Annotated in this window: 16 protein-coding genes; 8 read left to right on the plus strand and 8 right to left on the minus strand. The window is 64.0% G+C overall.

What is annotated here, in order from left to right; translation table 11 throughout:
- Nucleotides 1–71 precede the first annotated feature (71 nt).
- Together AC07Y9_RS17005 and AC07Y9_RS17010 are read right to left on the minus strand one after the other, a co-directional pair.
- Entirely contained in the window at nt 72–779 is a 708-nt protein-coding gene (locus AC07Y9_RS17005) for a 3'-5' exonuclease (RefSeq protein ID WP_087089438.1), read from the minus strand.
- Nucleotides 776–2,716, minus strand: a complete 1,941-nt coding sequence (locus AC07Y9_RS17010; protein ID WP_037005035.1) for a putative nucleotidyltransferase substrate binding domain-containing protein — start codon at nt 2,714–2,716, stop codon at nt 776–778. Before AC07Y9_RS17010 ends, AC07Y9_RS17005 begins: the two co-directional genes overlap by 4 nt.
- A 253-nt stretch (nt 2,717–2,969) precedes the next feature.
- On the opposite strand from AC07Y9_RS17010, the gene AC07Y9_RS17015 reads away from it, so the two are divergent.
- Nucleotides 2,970–3,416: a response regulator gene (locus tag AC07Y9_RS17015; RefSeq protein ID WP_102679158.1), complete on the plus strand. Its 447-nt coding sequence runs from the start codon at nt 2,970–2,972 to the stop codon at nt 3,414–3,416.
- A 111-nt stretch (nt 3,417–3,527) separates the two neighbouring features.
- Here AC07Y9_RS17015 and AC07Y9_RS17020 read toward each other — a convergent pair whose 3' ends face one another.
- Nucleotides 3,528–5,705, minus strand: coding sequence for a malate synthase G (locus tag AC07Y9_RS17020; RefSeq protein WP_102679159.1), 2,178 nt, complete (start codon nt 5,703–5,705; stop codon nt 3,528–3,530).
- 550 nt (nt 5,706–6,255) lie between these two features.
- On the opposite strand from AC07Y9_RS17020, the gene AC07Y9_RS17025 reads away from it, so the two are divergent.
- Nucleotides 6,256–6,774, plus strand: coding sequence for a glycine cleavage system transcriptional repressor (locus AC07Y9_RS17025; protein ID WP_007926052.1), 519 nt, complete (start codon nt 6,256–6,258; stop codon nt 6,772–6,774).
- 225 nt (nt 6,775–6,999) lie between these two features.
- Here AC07Y9_RS17025 and rarD read toward each other — a convergent pair whose 3' ends face one another.
- From rarD to AC07Y9_RS17050, 5 genes are all read right to left on the minus strand, one after another.
- On the minus strand, nt 7,000–7,887 hold the full coding sequence (gene rarD / locus AC07Y9_RS17030; protein ID WP_087089433.1) for an EamA family transporter RarD: 888 nt from the start codon (nt 7,885–7,887) through the stop codon (nt 7,000–7,002).
- A 221-nt stretch (nt 7,888–8,108) separates the two neighbouring features.
- Nucleotides 8,109–9,083 carry a serine/threonine protein kinase gene (locus tag AC07Y9_RS17035; protein ID WP_007926057.1) on the minus strand — a complete coding sequence of 325 codons (975 nt, stop codon included), beginning with the start codon at nt 9,081–9,083 and terminating at the stop codon, nt 8,109–8,111.
- 148 nt (nt 9,084–9,231) lie between these two features.
- On the minus strand, nt 9,232–11,133 hold the full coding sequence (locus AC07Y9_RS17040) for a PhoX family protein (protein WP_085533098.1): 1,902 nt from the start codon (nt 11,131–11,133) through the stop codon (nt 9,232–9,234).
- A gap of 91 nt (nt 11,134–11,224) precedes the next feature.
- Nucleotides 11,225–11,989 (minus strand): TOBE domain-containing protein, encoded by a 765-nt coding sequence (locus AC07Y9_RS17045; RefSeq protein ID WP_053262902.1) that lies wholly within the window; start codon nt 11,987–11,989, stop codon nt 11,225–11,227.
- Between the two features lie 64 nt (nt 11,990–12,053).
- Nucleotides 12,054–12,794 carry a ComFC family protein gene (locus AC07Y9_RS17050; RefSeq protein WP_101339299.1) on the minus strand — a complete coding sequence of 247 codons (741 nt, stop codon included), beginning with the start codon at nt 12,792–12,794 and terminating at the stop codon, nt 12,054–12,056.
- Between the two features lie 91 nt (nt 12,795–12,885).
- On the opposite strand from AC07Y9_RS17050, the gene bioB reads away from it, so the two are divergent.
- The 6 genes from bioB to AC07Y9_RS17080 all read left to right on the plus strand — a co-directional run bounded on the left by bioB (nt 12,886) and on the right by AC07Y9_RS17080 (nt 17,889).
- Entirely contained in the window at nt 12,886–13,941 is a 1,056-nt protein-coding gene (gene bioB, locus AC07Y9_RS17055) for a biotin synthase BioB (protein WP_007926062.1), read from the plus strand.
- Between the two features lie 159 nt (nt 13,942–14,100).
- The gene (gene bioF, locus AC07Y9_RS17060) at nt 14,101–15,279 is read left to right on the plus strand and encodes an 8-amino-7-oxononanoate synthase (RefSeq protein ID WP_102679161.1); all 1,179 of its coding nucleotides are present in this window, start codon (nt 14,101–14,103) and stop codon (nt 15,277–15,279) included.
- Nucleotides 15,272–16,003, plus strand: coding sequence for an alpha/beta fold hydrolase (locus AC07Y9_RS17065; protein ID WP_009051196.1), 732 nt, complete (start codon nt 15,272–15,274; stop codon nt 16,001–16,003). Before bioF ends, AC07Y9_RS17065 begins: the two co-directional genes overlap by 8 nt.
- Nucleotides 15,996–16,808, plus strand: coding sequence for a malonyl-ACP O-methyltransferase BioC (bioC, locus tag AC07Y9_RS17070; RefSeq protein WP_087089422.1), 813 nt, complete (start codon nt 15,996–15,998; stop codon nt 16,806–16,808). The genes AC07Y9_RS17065 and bioC overlap by 8 nt, the downstream gene beginning before the upstream one ends.
- Nucleotides 16,805–17,485 (plus strand): dethiobiotin synthase, encoded by a 681-nt coding sequence (bioD, locus tag AC07Y9_RS17075; protein ID WP_062824413.1) that lies wholly within the window; start codon nt 16,805–16,807, stop codon nt 17,483–17,485. The genes bioC and bioD overlap by 4 nt, the downstream gene beginning before the upstream one ends.
- Before the next feature lie 107 nt (nt 17,486–17,592).
- Nucleotides 17,593–17,889: a hypothetical protein gene (locus AC07Y9_RS17080; RefSeq protein WP_007926068.1), complete on the plus strand. Its 297-nt coding sequence runs from the start codon at nt 17,593–17,595 to the stop codon at nt 17,887–17,889.
- The last annotated feature ends 272 nt before the right edge of the window (nt 17,890–18,161 follow it).

An 18,161-nucleotide genomic window follows, 5' to 3' on the forward strand; every position in this document is an offset into this window, starting at 1 on the left:
TCTGGCAGAGAGCGTCGGCGACCGCCATGCGCTCGATCGCAGCCTCGCAGGGCTCGGCAGCGGCTGCAGGGTCAGAAGGAGTGGCTCTGCTGCCGGCGTTTCCATTGGCTGAGCCGCTGTTGCAGGTTCAGCGGGCTGTGGATCTGCTGCTGGCGGGCGCGGCTGAACAGGATCAGCGCCAGCTCGGCGGTGGCCAGGGCATCGGCGGCGGCATGGTGGCGTTCGCCGGCGTGCAGCTTGAAGTAGCCCATCCAGTCATCCAGCCCGGCTTCGCGGATATGCGCCTGGGGGCAGAGCAGCGGGGCCATTTCGGCGACGTCGAGGAACGGATGCTGCAGGCGATAACCCAGGCTGTCCTTCAGCGCCCGGCCGAGCATGTGCTGGTCGAATGGCGCATGGAAGGCCAGCAGCGGGCTGTCGCCGACGAACGCCATGAAATCCAGCAAGGCTTCCACCGGGTCGCTGCCGGCGGCGATCGCGCTAGGGCCAAGGCCGTGAATCAGCACGCTGGGGCTGAGCTTGTGATCGGTACGCTGCAAGGTGCGCTCGAACTGCTGGCTGAAGTCGATGGCGCCGTCTTCTATCACCACCGCGCCAATGGACAGCACCTGGTCGCGGTTGAGGTTGAGCCCGCTGGTTTCCAGGTCCAGCACCACCCAGCGCTGTTCGCGCAGGCTGCATTCGCCCAGCGCCGGGGCGACGGGCAGGCGCTCGCGGCGTTGTTGCTGCTCGGCGCTGAGTGCCGTGCTGGCCGGGCGCAACCAGGCGAACAGGCTCATAGCTGATACCTCAGCGCCAGGCTGCTTTGCAGGCGCTGGGCCTGGCGCAGCGACTCGCGCAGGATCCGCCGGTCCAGGTGATTGAGGCTGTCCGGGTCGACGCGGTTGGAGTAGGGCAGGTTCTGCCGGGTCTGCAATTGGTGCTGTTGCATACGGGTCTGCTGGATGAAGTGATAAGCCTCTTCATACGCGGCGCCGTCGAGGGTTTCGATGACTTCCCTGGCCACCAGCTGGCGCAGGCGCTCCAGGGTGTTGTTGGCATCGATGCCATTGGCCAGGGCCAGCAGGCGCGCACCGTCGACGAAGGGGGTGAGGCCCTGGACCTTGAGGTCGAGGGTGGCTTTTTCGCCATTTTTCCTGGCCAGGACGAACTCGCGAAAACGCCCCACCGGCGGGCGCTGGCGCAGCGCGTTCTCGGCCATCATGCGCTGGAACAGGCGGTTGTCGCCGACCTGGTCGAGGATGCCGCGGCGCAGTTGCGCGCAGCCCTGCTCGTCGCCCCAGACCACCCGCAGGTCGAAATAGATGCTCGAACCCAGCAGGTTCTCCGGCGTGGCCTCGCGAATGAAGGCGGCGAAGCGCCGTGCCCACTCGGCGCGGGACAGGCACAGCTCGGGGTTGCCGGCCATGATGTTGCCCTTGCACAGGGTGAAGCCGCACAGCGCCAGGCTCTGGTTGATCTGCTGCGCCAGGGGCAGCAGCTTGCCGCGAATCTCTGCCGCATGGGCTGCGTCGCGCGCTTCGAACAGGATGCCGTTGTCCTGGTCGGTGTGCAGGGTCTGCTCGCGCCGGCCTTCGCTGCCGAAACACAGCCAGCTGAACGGCACGCCCGGGTCGCCCTTGTCGGCCAGGGTCAGTTCGATGACCCGGCACACGGTGTGGTCGTTGAGCAGGGTGATGATGTGGGTGATCTGGGTCGAGGACGCGCCGTGGGCCAGCATGCGCTCCACCAGCTGGCCGATCTCGCCGCGAATCGCCACCAGGTTGTCGATCCGTGGCGCGTTGCGGATGGTCCGCGCCAGGTGCACCAGGTCGACCCGTTGCAGGGAAAACAGGTCGCGCTCGGAAACCACGCCGCACAGGCGCTGCTCTTTGACCAGGCAGACGTGGGCGATGTGCCGTTCGGTCATGGCGATGGCGGCGTCGAAGGCGCTGTGGTCCGGCGACAGGGCGAACGGCGCTTGGGTCATGTGCCGTTCGATGCCCTGGTTGAAGTCGCTGGTGCCGTCGGCCACCACCTGGCGCAGGTCGCGCAGGGTAAAGATGCCGAGCGGCGCCTTGTGTTCATCCACCACCACTATGCTGCCGACCTGCTGTTCGTGCATCAGGCTCACGGCTTCGCGCAGAGGGGTGGACGGGCTGCAGGTCACTGGGTGGCGCATCGCCAGTTCGCCCAGCCGGGTGTTGAGGGAGTATTGGGTGCCGAGGGTTTCCACGGCTTTTTGCTGGACCTGCTGGTTGACCTGGTCCAGCAGGCTGCTGACGCCGCGCAGGGCGAAATCGCGAAACACCGCGCAAAGGGCGAACAGCTTGATGAAGGCCGGCTTGTTCAGTTGCAGGCAGAAGGTGTCCTCGGCCGCCAGGTGTTCGGTGCGGGTGGCGCGCTCGCCCAGCAGCGCGGCGAGGGGGAAACACTCGCCGGCGGTGATCTCGAAGGTGGTTTCGGTGCCGCCCTTGAGGGCGTGCTGGCGCTCGCCGACCACCCGGCCCTGCTTGACGATATAGAAGTGTTCGACCGGTCCGTCGGCGGGTTTGATGATGCTTTCGCCGGGGCCGTAGAAACGCAGTTGGCATTGCTCGACCAGGTACGCCAGGTGAGCGTTTTCCATCTGATTGAAGGGGGGGAACCGCTGGAGAAACTGCATCGTGCCGTGGATGTTCTGCAACACCGCGGTTTTCCCTGCCTGGGTGAAGGCATCCGCTTTACTCATAACCATTACCGCAGTCTTTTTGGATTTGTCGTGGTCGGGTCTTGGGTCATGGTCGGTCCCACGCTGCCAGGTGCCCATTGGACGTAAGTCTAGGTAGCGGCTCTGCACCTGTTAATTCGCTTCAAGCAGGTGTCAAAACTGTGAAAAAAGTACTTATCCGGCCTCTTGGAAAAAAACCCGACGAAGTGCACATTGGAGGCCTGCTTAGCGATGTCTGACCACTGTGCTAGGGGATCGATTTGAATATGTAGAGAAAGCCATGTCCGACCACGATATTTTGAGTGATGCCGAGCGCGAGGCGTTGAACGCCGTGATGCTCGAGCCCGATCTGCCGCCCCAGCGCGTGTTGATCGCCGATGATGACAAGGATGCCCGTGAGTTGCTGTCGGAGATTCTCGGACTGGATGGCATTCGCTGCATGACCGCAGCCAGTGGCAAGGCAGCACTGGAACTGTTGAACTCGAACAAATCGATCGGACTGCTGATCACCGACCTGCGCATGGCCCCCTGCAACGGCCTGGATCTGATACGCCAGGTGCGCGAATCGGAGCGGGCGGCCCTTCCGATCATTATCATTTCCGGCGATGCCGATGTGCGCGACGCCATCGCGGCCATGCACCTGAGCGTGGTGGACTTCCTGCTCAAGCCGATCGACACCGGCACGCTGCTGGCGCTGGTCAAGCATGAGCTGGGAGTGGTGCGCTAGGAGCAGGGTGTCCCCCTAGGAGCGAGCTTGCTCGCGATAAGATTCCCCGGCAGAAACACAAAAGCCCTGGTCTCGCGACCAGGGCTTTTTCTTTACCGCGTCAACGCAGGATCACAGGCCGTTGCGGGCCTTGAACTCGCGACGACGACGGTGCAGCACCGGCTCGGTGTAGCCGTTGGGCTGCTTGGTGCCTTCGATCACCAGTTCGACCGCCGCCTGGAAGGCGATGTTGCTGTCGAAGTTCGGTGCCAGAGGACGGTACAGGGTGTCGCCGGCGTTCTGCCGGTCCACCACGGGCGCCATGCGCTTGAGGCTTTCCATGACCTGGGCTTGGGTGACGACGCCATGGCGCAGCCAGTTGGCGATGTGCTGGCTGGAAATACGCAGGGTGGCGCGGTCTTCCATCAGGCCGACATCGTTGATGTCCGGCACCTTGGAACAGCCGACGCCCTGGTCGATCCAGCGCACCACATAACCGAGAATGCCCTGGGCGTTGTTGTCCAGTTCGTTCTTGATCTCTTCGGCCGACCAGTTGGTGTTGCTGGCCAGCGGGATGGTCAGGATGTCGTCCACCGAGGCGCGGGCGCGCTTGGCCAACTCGGCCTGGCGGGCGAACACGTCGACCTTGTGATAGTGCAGGGCGTGCAGGGCCGCGGCGGTGGGCGAGGGTACCCAGGCAGTGTTGGCGCCGGCCAGCGGGTGGGCGATTTTCTGTTCGAGCATGGCGGCCATCAGGTCCGGCATGGCCCACATGCCTTTACCGATCTGCGCGCGGCCTTGCAGGCCGGTGCTCAGGCCGATATCGACGTTCCAGTTCTCGTAGGCGCCGATCCACTTGGCGGCCTTCATCTCGGCCTTGCGCACCACGGCGCCGGCTTCCATGGAGGTGTGGATTTCGTCGCCGGTACGGTCGAGGAAGCCGGTGTTGATGAACACTACGCGCTCGCTGGCGGCCTTGATGCAGGCCTTGAGGTTGACCGTGGTGCGGCGCTCCTCGTCCATGATCCCGACTTTCAGGGTGTTGCGCGGCAGTTCCAGCACGTCTTCGATGCGCCCGAACAACTCGTTGGTGAAAGCGGCTTCTTCCGGGCCGTGCATCTTCGGCTTCACGATGTACACCGAGCCGGTGCGGCTGTTGGTGCGCGAGGTGTTGCCGTTGAGGTTGTGGATCGCCGCGAGGCTGGTGACCAGGCCATCGAGGATGCCTTCCGGCACTTCGTTGCCTTGGCTGTCGAGGATCGCGTCGATGGTCATCAGGTGACCCACGTTACGCACGAACAGTAGCGAACGGCCGTGCAGCTTCACACTGCCGCCGTTGGGCGCGGTGTATTCGCGGTCGGCGTTCATGGTGCGGGTGAAGGTCTTGCCGCCCTTGGCCACTTCTTCGGCCAGGTCGCCCTTCATCAGGCCGAGCCAGTTGCGGTAGATCACCACCTTGTCGTCGGCGTCGACGGCGGCGACCGAGTCTTCGCAGTCCATGATGGTGGTCAGGGCGGCTTCCATCAGCACGTCTTTTACGCCGGCGGCGTCGGTCTGGCCGACCGGGCTGCTGGCGTCGATCTGGATCTCGAAATGCAGGCCGTTGTGTTTCAGCAGGACCGCGGTCGGGGCCGCGGCATCGCCGTGGTAGCCGATCAGTTGGGCGTCGTCGCGCAGGCCGCTGTTGCTGCCACCCTTGAGGGCGACCACTAGCTTGCCGTCGACGATCTTGTAGCCGGTGGAGTCGACATGGGAGCCGGCGGCCAATGGCGCGGCCTCGTCGAGGAAGGCGCGGGCGAAGGCGATGACTTTGTCGCCGCGCACCTTGTTGTAGCCTTTGCCTTTTTCCGCGCCGTCGGCTTCGCTGATGGCGTCGGTGCCATAGAGCGCGTCGTACAGCGAGCCCCAGCGGGCGTTGGAGGCGTTGAGGGCGAAGCGGGCATTCATCACCGGGACCACCAACTGCGGACCGGCCATGCGGGCGATCTCGTCATCGACGTTTTGCGTCGTGGCCTGGAAGTCCGCCGCTTCTGGCAGCAGGTAACCGATGTCTTGCAGGAAGGCTTTGTAGGCCACGGCGTCGTGGGCCTGGCCGGCACGGGCTTGGTGCCAGGCATCGATACGCGCCTGGAAATCGTCGCGTTTGGCGAGTAGGGCTTTGTTCTTCGGTGCCAGGTCGTGGATGACCTTGTCGGCGCCGGCCCAGAACGTGTCGGCGGTGAGGCCGGTACCGGGAATGGCTTCGTTGTTCACGAAGTCGAACAGGACTTTGGCGACCTGCAGGCCACCGACTTGAACGTGTTCAGTCATTGCTTGCCTCACTCTGCTCAGCTATTTCGCTTTTCAGCTCTTCAAATTGACAATGAAGCCTCTGGCCATTTAAACCACAAACCCCTCTACCAGTACATGCCATCGCGGGCGGCTGGGATGGTTCCAATCAACGGCTCGGAGCCTTGCTGACAGGGCTTTCAGGGTTGCGACTGCGCCTTGGCAGACATCGATCCAACGTTATGTAGTGCGCGCTGCGGCATACTACATGATGAATTGCGGTTGTGAAAATTAGACTAAATACGTCGTTCCGCGACTCAAGTTCACGGCACGGTCACGCTGGGGAACAGGATGTTCTCAAAAAACTTGCAGATTGTTCCATAGAATTCTAAAAACATGTACACGATTTGTCTCAAGCCCCTTTTTTCCTTGTAGGCGCGAAGCTTGCTCGCGATGGCATCCTGACAGTCCCAACGATGCCGGCCGGGTGATTCTTGTCGCAAGCAGGCGTCGCTCCTGCCGGGCCGCGGCGACCCTGTGGCTTGCCTATACTTGACCTTCTACAACAAAAGTCCTGACAGAGGGTTGCGCCATGGACCACCTCGTACTCACCGTATTCGCCCCGGACAAGCCCGGACAGGTCGAGCGCATCGCCCAATGCATCGCCGCGCACGGCGGCAACTGGCTGGAGAGCCGCATGTCGCGGATGGCCGGGCAGTTCGCCGGCATCCTGCGGGTCGGCGTGCCGGCCGAAGCCTATGACGAGCTGGTGGACGCGCTGCAAGGCTTGGCGGCCCAGGGCATTCGGGTGCTGATCGCCGAAAGCGGTATCGAACAGTCCTGCACCTGGAAGCCGATCGCCATGGAACTGGTGGGCAACGACCGGCCGGGCATTGTGCGCGACATCACCCGCCTGTTGAGCGAGCAGGGGGTGAACCTGGAGCGGCTGGTGACCGAAGTGCGCCCGGCCCCCATGAGCAGCGAGCCGCTGTTCCACGCCGAAGCGATCCTGGCGGTGCCGCTGACTTTGTCCCTCGACGTTTTGCAGTCGCGCCTGGAAACCCTGGCGGATGATTTGATGGTGGAGTTGGTGCTGCGCAGCGAGGTGTGAACCTGAAAGGGCGGGTTATCCAGTTTTAGCGTGCATGCGCCTGTGGATAACCTGTAGAGACCTGGCGCCAGCCCAAGCCGGCCAAGGCTTTGCTGAATCTGATCAAAAAACCAGCAGTTTCAAGGGCTTGTGCACAAACGGCGGGGATCACGCTGTGGATAACCTTGGGAAGGATAGATGCAGGCCACGCCAACCGTGGCCTGCAGAGCTTTGTACGTTTATTGATCAGCTGCGTTTGCGCAGGCTCAACCAGGCATCCACGCTGTACACCGCCAGGCCGGCCCAGATAAACATGAACGCCACCAGGGTGCTCGACGACAGGTGTTCGCCGAACAGCAGTACCGCCTGCAGCAGCACCAGGGTCGGCGCCAGGTACTGCAAGAAGCCCAGGGTGGTGTAGGGCAGGTGACGGGCGGCGGCGTTGAAGCACACCAGCGGCACCAGGGTGACGGGACCGGCCGCCACCAGCCACCAGGCCTCGGAGCTGGTCCAGAAGGCCGCCTGGGCACTGGAGGCGGTGGGGTTGAGCAAGAGCCAGGCGAGGGCGATCGGTACCAGCATCCAGGTTTCCACCACCAGCCCCGGTAGCGCCTTGACCGGTGCCTGCTTGCGGATCAGCCCGTAGAAACCGAAGGTCAGCGCCAGCACCAGGGAAACCCAGGGCAGGCTGCCGACCTGCCACACCTGCTGCGCCACGCCCACCGCCGCCAGGCCCACCGCGAGCCACTGCAGGCGCCGCAGCCGCTCACCGAGGATCAGCATGCCCAGCAGCACGTTCACCAGCGGGTTGATGTAGTAGCCCAGGCTGGCTTCGAGCATGCGCCCGTTGTTCACCGACCAGACATAGGTCAGCCAGTTGGCCGCGATCAGGGTGCCGCTCAGGGCCAGGATCGCCAGGCGCCTGGGGTTGTCCCGCAGCTCGCGCCACCAGCCGGGATGCTTCCAGACCATCAGCAGCAGCGCGCCGAACAGCGCGGACCAGAGCACCCGGTGGATGATGATTTCCACGGCGGGCACGTTGGCGATGGCTTTGAAGTAGATCGGGAACAGGCCCCAGATGATGTAGGCACTCAGGCCCAGGATGTACCCGCGGCGCGGGTTGGCGGCTTGCATGCAGAATCCTTGCTTAGGCAGCTAACAAAGAGGGGGATTGTAAGGAGGTTTGTCAGGCCGTGTCTTTGTCGGCGTCATCCTGGTTGCCGGCTTTTGTGATCAATCCGGCTTCTGCAGGAGCGAGGCTTGCCCGCGATCAATACACCACGGTGCATCAGAACTACCGCGGCGAGGCTATCGCGGGCCAGCCTCGCTTCTACAGGTCGGATCAGGGCTTGGGGTCAGAACAGCTTCAGCGGTTCTTCGTTGAGCGCCGAGAGTTGCTCGCGCAACGCCAGCACCTGATCGCCCCAATAACGCTCGCTGCCGAACCAGGGGAAGCTGCGTGGGAAGGCCGGGTCGTCCCAGCGCCGGGCCAGCCAGGCGCTGTAGTGCATCAGGCGCAGGGCGCGCAGCGGTTCGATCAATGCCAGTTCGCGCGGGTCGAAGTCGTGGAACTCGCTGTAGCCATCCATCAGTTCCGACAGCTGCCCCAGGCATTCCTGGCGATCGCCGGCGAGCATCATCCACAGGTCCTGCACCGCCGGGCCCATGCGGCAGTCGTCGAGGTCGACGATATGGAACACCTCGTCGCGGCACATCATGTTGCCGGGGTGGCAGTCGCCGTGCATGCGGATGTTCTGGTGCGGCGTGGCCTGGTAGACCTCTTCCACCCGCTTGAGCAGGTCGCGGGCCACTGACTCGTAGGCCGGCAGCAGGCTCTTGGGCACGAAGTCGCCTTCCAGCAGGGTGGTCAGCGAATCGTGGCCGAAGTTCTTCACCCCCAGCGCTTCGCGATGCTCGAACGGGCGTGTGGCGCCGACCGCATGCAGGCGGCCGAGCAATTGCCCCAGGCGATACAGTTGGTCGAGGTTGCCGGGTTCCGGCGCCCGGCCGCCACGGCGTGGGAACAGGGTAAAGCGGAAGCCTTCATGCTCGAACAGGCTTTCGCCTTGGTGAATCAGCGGCGCCACCACCGGCACTTCGCACTCGGCGAGTTCGAAGGTGAAGCGGTGCTCTTCGAGGATCGCCTCGTTGGTCCAGCGCTGCGGGCGGTAGAACTTGGCGATCAGCGGCTCGCTGTCTTCGATGCCGACCTGGTAGACACGGTTTTCGTAACTGTTGAGTGCCAGGACACGGGCGTCGCTGAGAAAACCGATGCTTTCGACGGCATCGAGGACTAGATCAGGGGTAAGGGTTTCGAACGGGTGAGACATGCTGACTCCTGCGCGCAGCAGGCTGCTGCGTCCGGCCAAGCATGGTAGCGCACGAAGGATGACAGGTGGTGACTGTGAGGGCGCTATCGCGGGCAAGCTCGCCCCTACACGGATCTGTAGGAGCGAGGCTTGCCCGCGAAGCGGTCTATCAGGCGCCGACGATACCGCCGTCTTCCCGGGTGATCACCATCACCGAGGAACGCGGCTTGCCGTTGGGCAGGTGCTCGGGGAAGGTTGAACCGCCGTTCTCGCCCGGGTGCTGGATGCCCACGAACAGGCTCCGCTGATCCGGCGAGAAGGTGATGCCAGTGACTTCGCAGCCCACCGGCCCGACCATGAAGCGACGGATTTCACCGGTGTCCGGGTCGGCGCAGAGCATCTGGTTGTTGCCCATGCCGGCGAAGTCGCCGGTGTTGCTGGAGTCGCCGTCGGTGAGGATCCACAACCGGCCGGCCTTGTCGAAACCCAGGCCGTCGGGGCTGTTGAACATGTTCTGCGGCGTGATGTTCGACGAACCGCCTTTGGGCTGGCCGGCATGCACGGCCGGGTTGCCGGCGACCACGAACAGGTCCCAGGTGAAGTCCATCGAGCCGTGGTCGCCACGGGCGGTCTGCCAGCGCAGGATCTGCCCGTAGACGTTTTTCTCCCGCGGGTTCGGGCCGCCCACTGGCTGGCCGTCTTCGCCACGTTTGGAGTTGTTGGTCAGGGTGCAGTAGACCTGGCCGTCCTTCGGGCTGACCACGATCCATTCCGGGCGGTCCATGCGGGTGGCCTTGACCACGCTGGCCGCGAGGCGAGCGTGGATCAGCACTTCGGCCTGGTCGGCGAAACCGCTGCTGGCGTCGATGCCGTTCTTGCCATGGCTCAGCTCGACCCATTTGCCCTTGCCTTTCGGGTGGTCCGGGTTGCCGTCGCCATTGTCGAAGATCGCCACGTACAGGGTACCGTGGTCCAGCAGGTCGCGGTTGGCCTTGGGGTTGCGGTGGTTGATGCGGTCGCGGCTGACGAACTTGTAGATGAACTCGCCACGCTCGTCGTCGCCCATGTAGACCACGGCGCGTCCGTCGCGGGTTTCGGCCAGGGCGGCGTTTTCATGTTTGAAGCGGCCCAGGGCGGTGCGCTTGATCGGCTTGGACTGCGGGTCGAATGGGTCGATCTCCACGACCCAGCCGTGACGGTTGAGTTCGTTGGGGTTTTTCGCCAGGTCGAAGCGCGGGTCGAACTGATGCCAGTTGATGTCGCGGCTGCTCGCCGAGGCGCCATAGCGTTTCTGCGCGGCATCGAAGGTCTGCTGGGCGTTGCTGCTGCCGAAGCAGTCGGTGAAGTTCTCTTCACAAGTCAGGTAGGTGCCCCATGGCGTCTTGCCGTTGGCGCAGTTCTGGAAGGTGCCGAGGACTTTGCGGCCGCTCTTGTCGGCGCTGGTTTTCATCAGCGCGTGGCCGGCGGCCGGGCCGCTCAGGCGAATCGGCGCGTTGCCGTGGATGCGTCGGTTGTAGCGCGAGCCCTGGACGAACTGCCATTGGCCGCTGCGGCGCTGCACTTCGATCACCGACACGCCTTCGCTGGCCAGGGCCTTGCGCACGTCTTCCGCCGACTGCGGCATGCCGCCGTGGGGATAGAGGTAGCGGTAGTTGGTGTATTCGTTGTTGATCGCCATCAGTGCGCGATTCTTGTCGTCCGGGAAGGCGAACAGGCTCATGCCGTCGTTGTTGTCACCGAACTGGACCTCCTGGGCCGCGGCGGTGCCATTGCCACTCGGGTCGAACGCCGGGCCGTTCTTCTGCAGGGGCTGGCCCCAGCTGATCAGCACCGAAGACTTGTAGCCCGGCGGCAGGGTGATGGTGTCGCTGGTGGCGGCGGCAATGCCTTCAAAGCCCAGCAGCTTGCTGGAACCGGCGCTGACGCTGGCGGCCAGCACGCTGCGGCTCAGCAGGTTGCCACCGAGGAACATGGCCGCGCCGCACAGGGCACCGGCGCTGATGAAACCACGGCGGCTGAGGCCGACCATCTTTTCGAGGTCGGTAGGTTGGTCTTCTTCTAATAGGCTCATCACAGGCTTCCTGCAGGGTTTTGCAGCCACCTTAATCAGCGTCGATGACGAACATGTTGCAGCGCCGCAAGCATTGCGCGGCGATAGAAACCTAGAGCGGCGTGCCGAGCAGCACGTTGGACGGCGAGAACTGCACCCGTACCGGCTGGCCGGCGCTCAAGCCAAGGTGTCGCAGGTGCAGCGGTTCGGCCAGGGCGCACAGCGTCTGGCCGCTGGGCAGGGCGATTCTGATTTCGCTGGGGCCGTCTTCGGCGTCGAGGATCGCTTCCAGGGTGCCCTGCAGACAATTGTGTCCGGGTGTTGCGGGTTGATCGATGGCCAGCAATTCCAGCCAGCCGGCCTTGATCAACGCTACGACGCCTGTGCCGGGCTCCAGTTCCAGGTGCAGGGTGCTGTCATGGGTGATCTGCGCCTGGATCGCCAGGTCTTCTGCGAGCGCCAGTCGTATCAGATCGTTGCGCCCCTGCGCTTCGATCGCCAGCACCGTGCCATGCAGCTGGTTGCGGGCGCTGGTGCGGAGCATCAGGCGCCCCAGCAGATCGAGGTCGGCGGCGTCTTCGGCAGCTTCCAGCACCTGGGCTTGCAAGGCCTGCAAGCGCTGGTAGAGGCGCAGCACCCGTTCGCCTTCGACGGAGAGCCTGGCGCCACCGCCGCCTTTGCCGCCGACACTGCGTTCGACCAGGGGCTTTTGCGCCAGGTTGTTCAACTCGTCGATGGCGTCCCAGGCCGCCTTGTAACTCAGGCCGGCGCTTTTCGCGGCACGGGTGATCGAACCCTGTTCGGCGATGTGCTGCAGCAGGGCAATGCGCTGCGGGCGACGGGCGATGTGCTGGGTCAACAAGGTGGGCAAGGGCATGGCTGGACGCTTTGAACGCTGGGAATGGAAAGGGAGTTTGCGGCTTGAGGGGCGAGAGTCAAGTTCAGTCGGGCTCACCGGGTTTTGGCGTGCGTGCCAGGCAATAGACGTCTACCCGTCGCGCCCCGGCCTTGAGCAGCAGCCGCGCCAGGGCGTGGGCGGTCGCGCCGGTGGTGAGCACATCGTCCACCAGCGCCAGGTGCCGGCCATGGACCACCGCCTCGGGCAGCAGGGCGAAGGCGTGGTGCAGGTTGCGGTGCCGCGCCCTGGCATCCAGGCCCTGCTGCGATGGCGTGTCCTGGGTGCGCTGCAACGAGGTTTCGTCACAGGGGATTTGCAGGATCTCGCCCAGCCAGCGCGCGAGCATCGCCGCCTGGTTATAGCCGCGTTGGCGCAGGCGCTTGCGGGCCAGGGGCACCGGCAGCAGGGCGTCGGGTTGCGCCAGGTCCTCGGCAAAGCGATGTTGCAGCGATTGCGCGAGAAGTTCGGCCAAAAGACGGCCAAAGGGCCATTTGCCGTTGTGCTTGAAACGGCTGACCAGGCTGTCGACCGGAAAGCCATAACGCCAGGGCGCCACCACCTGGGCGAAGGCGGGCGGTCGCTTGAGGCACTGGCCGCAGGTCAGGCCGGCCGCGGGCAGGGGCAGGGCGCACACCTGGCAATGATCGCCGAGCCACGGCAGTTCGGTTTCGCAGGCGGTGCAAATGGCTTGGGGCGTGTCGGTCGGCTCGTCGCAGAGCAAACAGGTTTGTTTGTTTTTTAACCAGATGTAAACCGGTCCTTGGTAATGTGGTTGACACTGCATGGCGCTTCCTTAAATATGCCCAACATCCGTGTCGCGGCTGTGGGTATTGCCTTCCCGCAGCCGCTTGCCAAGCATAATCAAGGAATCGCCCATGAGCGCCAGCACCACCGCCAATCTGCGTCATGACTGGACTTTGGCTGAAGTCAAAGCCCTCTTCGTCCAGCCATTCAATGACTTGCTGTTCCAGGCGCAGACGGTGCACCGCGCGCATTTCGACGCCAACCGCGTCCAGGTTTCCACCCTGTTGTCGATCAAGACCGGCGCCTGCCCGGAAGATTGCAAATATTGTCCGCAGTCCGGTCACTACAACACCGGCCTGGAAAAAGAAAAGCTGATGGAAGTGCAGAAGGTCCTCGAAGAGGCCGCGCGCGCCAAGGCCATAGGTTCGACCCGTTTCTGCATGGGCGCGGCCTGGAAACACCCGTCGGCCAAAGACATGCCGTACGTGCTGGAAATGGTCAAGGGCGTGAAGGCCATGGGCCTGGAAACCTGCATGACCCTCGGTCGCCTGGACCAGGACCAGACCGAAGCGCTGGCCAAGGCCGGCCTGGACTACTACAACCACAACCTCGATACCTCGCCGGAGTTCTACGGCAGCATCATCACCACCCGCACCTACAGCGAGCGCCTGCAGACCCTGGCCTACGTGCGCGATGCCGGGATGAAGATCTGCTCCGGCGGCATCCTCGGCATGGGCGAATCCCTCGATGACCGCGCCGGCCTGCTGATCCAACTGGCCAACCTGCCGGAGCACCCGGAGTCGGTGCCGATCAACATGCTGGTAAAAGTGGCCGGCACGCCTCTGGAAAACTCCGAGGACGTCGACCCGTTCGACTTCATCCGCATGCTCGCCGTAGCTCGTATCCTGATGCCGAAATCCCATGTGCGCCTGTCCGCCGGCCGCGAAGCGATGAACGAGCAGATGCAGGCCCTGGCGTTCTTCGCCGGTGCCAACTCGATTTTCTACGGCGAGAAACTGCTGACCACCGCCAACCCGCAGGCCGACAAGGACATGCAACTGTTCGCGCGCCTGGGCATTCAGCCGGAAGCCCGCGAAGAGCACGCCGACGAGGTGCACCAGGCCGCCATCGAGCAGGCGCTGGTGGAGCAGAAGAGCAGCGAGCAGTTCTACAACGCCGCGGTTTAAGCATCTCTGCTGTGTAGCCGCTGCCGCAGGCTGCGATAGTCCGGGCCACGCTGGTCGCAGGACCTCGACGGACTCAAGGTCCTCGCGCCCCTTCGGGTCGATCGCAGCCTGCGGCAGCGGCTACGGCAATCATCGTCCGATCAGATCATCGAGGCCTGCATGTCTTTCGATCTCCGCGCGCGTCTCGCTGCCCGTCGTGCCGAAAACCTCTATCGTCAGCGCCCATTGCTGGAAAGCCCGCAAGGGCCGCAAGTGGTGGTCGACGGCCAGCCGTTGCTGGCGTTCTGCAACAACGATTACCTGGGCCTGGCCAATCACCCGCAAGTGATCGAAGCCTGGCGCGCCGGTGCGTCCCGCTGGGGCGTGGGCGGTGGCGCCTCGCACCTGGTGATCGGCCACAGCACGCCCCACCACCAGTTGGAAGAAGCCCTGGCCGAGTTCACCGGCCGCCCGCGGGCATTGCTGTTCACCACCGGTTACATGGCCAATCTCGGCGCGGTCACCGCGCTGGTGGGGCAGGGCGACACGGTGCTGGAAGACCGCCTCAACCACGCGTCATTGCTGGATGCCGGCCTGCTCTCCGGCGCGCGCTTCAACCGTTACCTGCACAACGATGCCGAGAGCCTGGCCAAGCGCCTGGAGAAAGCCACCGGCAATACCCTGGTGGTCACCGATGGTGTGTTCAGCATGGACGGCGACCTGGCCGACCTGCCGGCGCTGGCTCGCGAAACCCGGGCCAGGGGCGCCTGGCTGATGGTCGACGACGCCCATGGCTTCGGGCCGCTGGGGGCCAACGGAGGAGGGATCGTCGAGCACTTCGGCTTGAGCCAGGAAGAGGTGCCGATCCTGGTAGGCACCCTCGGCAAGGCGTTCGGCACCGCCGGCGCCTTTGTCGCCGGTAGCGAGGAACTGATCGAAAGCCTGATCCAGTTCGCCCGTCCCTACATCTATACCACCAGCCAGCCGCCGGCCCTGGCCTGCGCCACCCTGAAAAGCCTGGAGTTGCTGCGCAGCGAGCACTGGCGGCGTGAGCACCTGAGCACGCTGATCCGCCAGTTCCGCCAGGGCGCCGAGCAGATCGGGCTGACCCTGATGGACAGCTTTACGCCGATCCAGCCGATCCTGATCGGCGACAGCGCGCGGGCGATTCGCCTGTCGCAGATGCTGCGCGAGCGCGGCCTGATGGTCACCGCGATTCGTCCGCCTACCGTGCCCGCGGGGAGCGCCCGCTTGCGGGTGACCCTGTCCGCCGCCCATAGTGAGGCTCAGGTCCAGCTATTGTTGAATGCACTGGCGGATTGTTTTAGCGAACTGGGACCGGAGCCAAGCCATGCGTGATCGACTGATTCTGCTGCCCGGTTGGGGGCTCGGTGTATCGCCGCTCGAACCCTTGGCGGCGGCTCTGCAGGGGCTGGACGAACACCTGCGGGTCGAGATCGAGCCATTGCCGGAGCTGGAGTCCAGCGACCTGAATGAGTGGCTCGACGAACTGGACGCCAGCGTGCCGGACAACGCCTGGCTCGGTGGCTGGTCGCTGGGCGGCATGCTGGCTTCCGAGCTGGCGGCGCGTCGTGGCGAGCGCTGCTGCGGTCTGCTGACGTTGGCCAGCAACCCCAGTTTCGTGGCGCATGCCGAGTGGGCAAGCGCAATGCCGGGGGAGACCTTCGACGGGTTTCTGGCCGGCTGTAACGCCGATCCACGCACCACCCTCAAGCGCTTCAGCCTGTTGTGTGCCCAGGGCGCCGAAGATCCGCGCGGCCTGTCGCGCCTGCTGTCGGGCGGCGCGCCGCATACTTCGGGTGCTGTGTTGATGGCCGGCCTGGAGTTGCTGGCGCAGCTGGATACCCGCCATGCCTTGCAGGCGTTTCGTGGACCGCAGTTGCATCTGTTCGCCGGGCTCGACGGCCTGGTGCCGGCCGAAGCCGCAGGTGAATTGCTGGCGTTGTTGCCCGATGTTGAAGTTGGCCTGATTGAACAGGCCAGCCACGCGTTTCTTCTGGAGGATCCCCACGGTGTGGCGGGGGCGATCCAGGCTTTTTTGCATGAGTCCGGTGATGACTGATCTGTCCCTTCCCAAGCCCCCCGGCAGCTTGCCCGACAAGCGCCAGGTGGCGGCTTCCTTTTCTCGCGCGGCGTCCAGTTACGACAGCGTGGCGCAACTGCAGCGCGACGTCGGTAACGAGTTGCTGGGCCGCCTGCCGCAAGACCGCGAGCCCGGCCGTTGGCTGGACATGGGCTGTGGTACGGGTTATTTCAGCCGTCTGTTGGGCGAGCGTTTCCAGGCCAGCGAAGGGCTGGCGCTGGACATCGCCGAAGGCATGCTCGAGCACGCCCGGCCGTTGGGCGGGGCGCGGTATTTCATTGCCGGCGATGCCGAGCGTTTGCCGTTGCAGGGGCAGAGTTGCGAACTGATTTTCTCCAGCCTGGCGGTGCAGTGGTGCGCGGATTTCCGTTCGGTTCTCAGTGAGGCGCATCGGGTGCTGAAGCCGGGCGGCGTGCTGGCCTTTGCCAGCCTGTGCGTCGGTACGCTGTACGAATTGCGCGACAGTTGGCGTCAGGTCGACGGCATGGTGCATGTCAATCGCTTTCGTGAGTTCAGCACGTATCAACAGCTGTGTGCGGCGAGCGGCTTGCAGGTGCTGAGCCTGGAAACCCGTCCTCATGTGCTGCACTACCCGGATGTGCGCAGTCTGACCCATGAGTTGAAGGCCCTGGGGGCGCACAACCTCAACCCTGGACGGCCCGGCGGGCTGACAGGGCGGGCGCGGATCAAGGGTCTGATCGACGCCTACGAACAGTTCCGTCAAGCGCAGGGATTGCCCGCGACCTACCAGGTGGTCTACGCCGTATTGGAGAAGCCGCTATGAGCCGAGCCTATTTCGTTACCGGAACAGACACTGATGTTGGCAAGACCACCGTCGCCGCTGGCTTGCTGCATGCCGCGCGGCTCTCGGGGCTGAGCACCGCGGCCGGGAAACCGGTGGCTTCGGGCTGCGAGCTGACCCCCAAGGGGCTGCGTAACGCCGATGCCTTGGCTCTGTTGGCTGAATGCTCGTTGCCGCTGACCTACGACGAGGTCAATCCACTGGCCTTTGAACCAGCCATCGCTCCCCATCTGGCGGCCCGCGAGGCTGGCGTGGCGTTGACTGTTCAGGCCTTGCTGGCACCCATGCGCCAGGTGCTGGCCAAGGGTGCCGATTTCACCCTGATCGAAGGGGCCGGCGGCTGGCGTGTGCCGCTGGCCGATCAGGACAACCTGTCCGACCTGGCCATGGCCCTGGATCTGCCGGTGATCCTGGTGGTGGGCGTGCGCCTGGGCTGTATCAACCATGCGCTGCTGACGGCCGAGGCAATTGCCCAGGACGGATTACAGCTGGCCGGTTGGGTGGCCAATATTATCGAGCCGAAGACTTCGCGGCTCGAGGAGAATCTCGCCACGCTGGCGGAGCGCCTGCCCGCACCTTGTCTGGGGCGGGTCCCGAGATTGAAGGCGATCAGCGCCGAAGCGGTGGCCGAGTATCTGCAACTGGACCTGCTTGACTAGATTTTGCCTATGGTAAGGCACTGTGCCATTAGTGTTTTTGACGGGTCTTTTTCTGACGCGTCTGGTTCAATAGCCGCTGTTCATTCCTTGCAGGGTCGAATTCTCCCATGGAAATTTCCGGGAATACCGCTTTCTACGCCGGCCTGAGTACCGTGCAGACCGGGCAGAATCGTGTCGATCAGGCTGCCAGTCAGATCGCCAATACGACCATTGAACGCTCTGTCGCCAGCCAATCCTCTGAGGTACAAGTCGAGCGCCTGCGATCTGTCGATCGCAGCCAGCAATCGGACCTGGCCAGCAACATGGTCGAGATGGCCATGGGCAAGGTTCAGGCGGAGCTAGGTGTGAAAGTCGCCAAGGCCGCCGATGAAGTGCTCGGTACGCTGATCGACACCTACGCTTGACCCTCCTTGGGTAGCCCTGCCCATTTTTGCGGGCAGGGTGACCCGCGCAAGAACTCTCTGCAAAGCCCCATCTTCCGTCTTGCTGGCCTGCCAGCTCCTACACTCTATTCAGCTCCCGAATATTTCACGGCATTCGCTGTGGGCCTTTGCGTGCAAGGCCTGCAGAGGATCGATGACGAACGGTGTTTGCGTGGCGCTTGACAAGGTTTGGGCGTAAACGTATGTTTCAAACAACTGTTTGACCGCCACAATAAATCAACGCGGTCGTTCAT

The organism is Pseudomonas sp. GW456-L12, assembly GCF_059424045.1.

Excerpts from the sequence above, each read along its gene's own strand:
- AC07Y9_RS17005 (WP_087089438.1), bottom strand. The coding sequence starts at position 779 with ATGAGCCTGTTCGCCTGGTTGCGCCCGGCCAGCACGGCACTCAGCGCC.
- AC07Y9_RS17010 (WP_037005035.1), bottom strand. The coding sequence starts at position 2,716 with ATGGTTATGAGTAAAGCGGATGCCTTCACCCAGGCAGGGAAAACCGCG.
- AC07Y9_RS17015 (WP_102679158.1), top strand. The coding sequence starts at position 2,970 with ATGTCCGACCACGATATTTTGAGTGATGCCGAGCGCGAGGCGTTGAAC.
- AC07Y9_RS17020 (WP_102679159.1), bottom strand. The coding sequence starts at position 5,705 with ATGACTGAACACGTTCAAGTCGGTGGCCTGCAGGTCGCCAAAGTCCTG.
- AC07Y9_RS17025 (WP_007926052.1), top strand. The coding sequence starts at position 6,256 with ATGGACCACCTCGTACTCACCGTATTCGCCCCGGACAAGCCCGGACAG.
- rarD (WP_087089433.1), bottom strand. The coding sequence starts at position 7,887 with ATGCAAGCCGCCAACCCGCGCCGCGGGTACATCCTGGGCCTGAGTGCC.
- AC07Y9_RS17035 (WP_007926057.1), bottom strand. The coding sequence starts at position 9,083 with ATGTCTCACCCGTTCGAAACCCTTACCCCTGATCTAGTCCTCGATGCC.
- AC07Y9_RS17040 (WP_085533098.1), bottom strand. The coding sequence starts at position 11,133 with ATGAGCCTATTAGAAGAAGACCAACCTACCGACCTCGAAAAGATGGTC.
- AC07Y9_RS17045 (WP_053262902.1), bottom strand. The coding sequence starts at position 11,989 with ATGCCCTTGCCCACCTTGTTGACCCAGCACATCGCCCGTCGCCCGCAG.
- AC07Y9_RS17050 (WP_101339299.1), bottom strand. The coding sequence starts at position 12,794 with ATGCAGTGTCAACCACATTACCAAGGACCGGTTTACATCTGGTTAAAA.
- bioB (WP_007926062.1), top strand. The coding sequence starts at position 12,886 with ATGAGCGCCAGCACCACCGCCAATCTGCGTCATGACTGGACTTTGGCT.
- bioF (WP_102679161.1), top strand. The coding sequence starts at position 14,101 with ATGTCTTTCGATCTCCGCGCGCGTCTCGCTGCCCGTCGTGCCGAAAAC.
- AC07Y9_RS17065 (WP_009051196.1), top strand. The coding sequence starts at position 15,272 with ATGCGTGATCGACTGATTCTGCTGCCCGGTTGGGGGCTCGGTGTATCG.
- bioC (WP_087089422.1), top strand. The coding sequence starts at position 15,996 with ATGACTGATCTGTCCCTTCCCAAGCCCCCCGGCAGCTTGCCCGACAAG.
- bioD (WP_062824413.1), top strand. The coding sequence starts at position 16,805 with ATGAGCCGAGCCTATTTCGTTACCGGAACAGACACTGATGTTGGCAAG.
- AC07Y9_RS17080 (WP_007926068.1), top strand. The coding sequence starts at position 17,593 with ATGGAAATTTCCGGGAATACCGCTTTCTACGCCGGCCTGAGTACCGTG.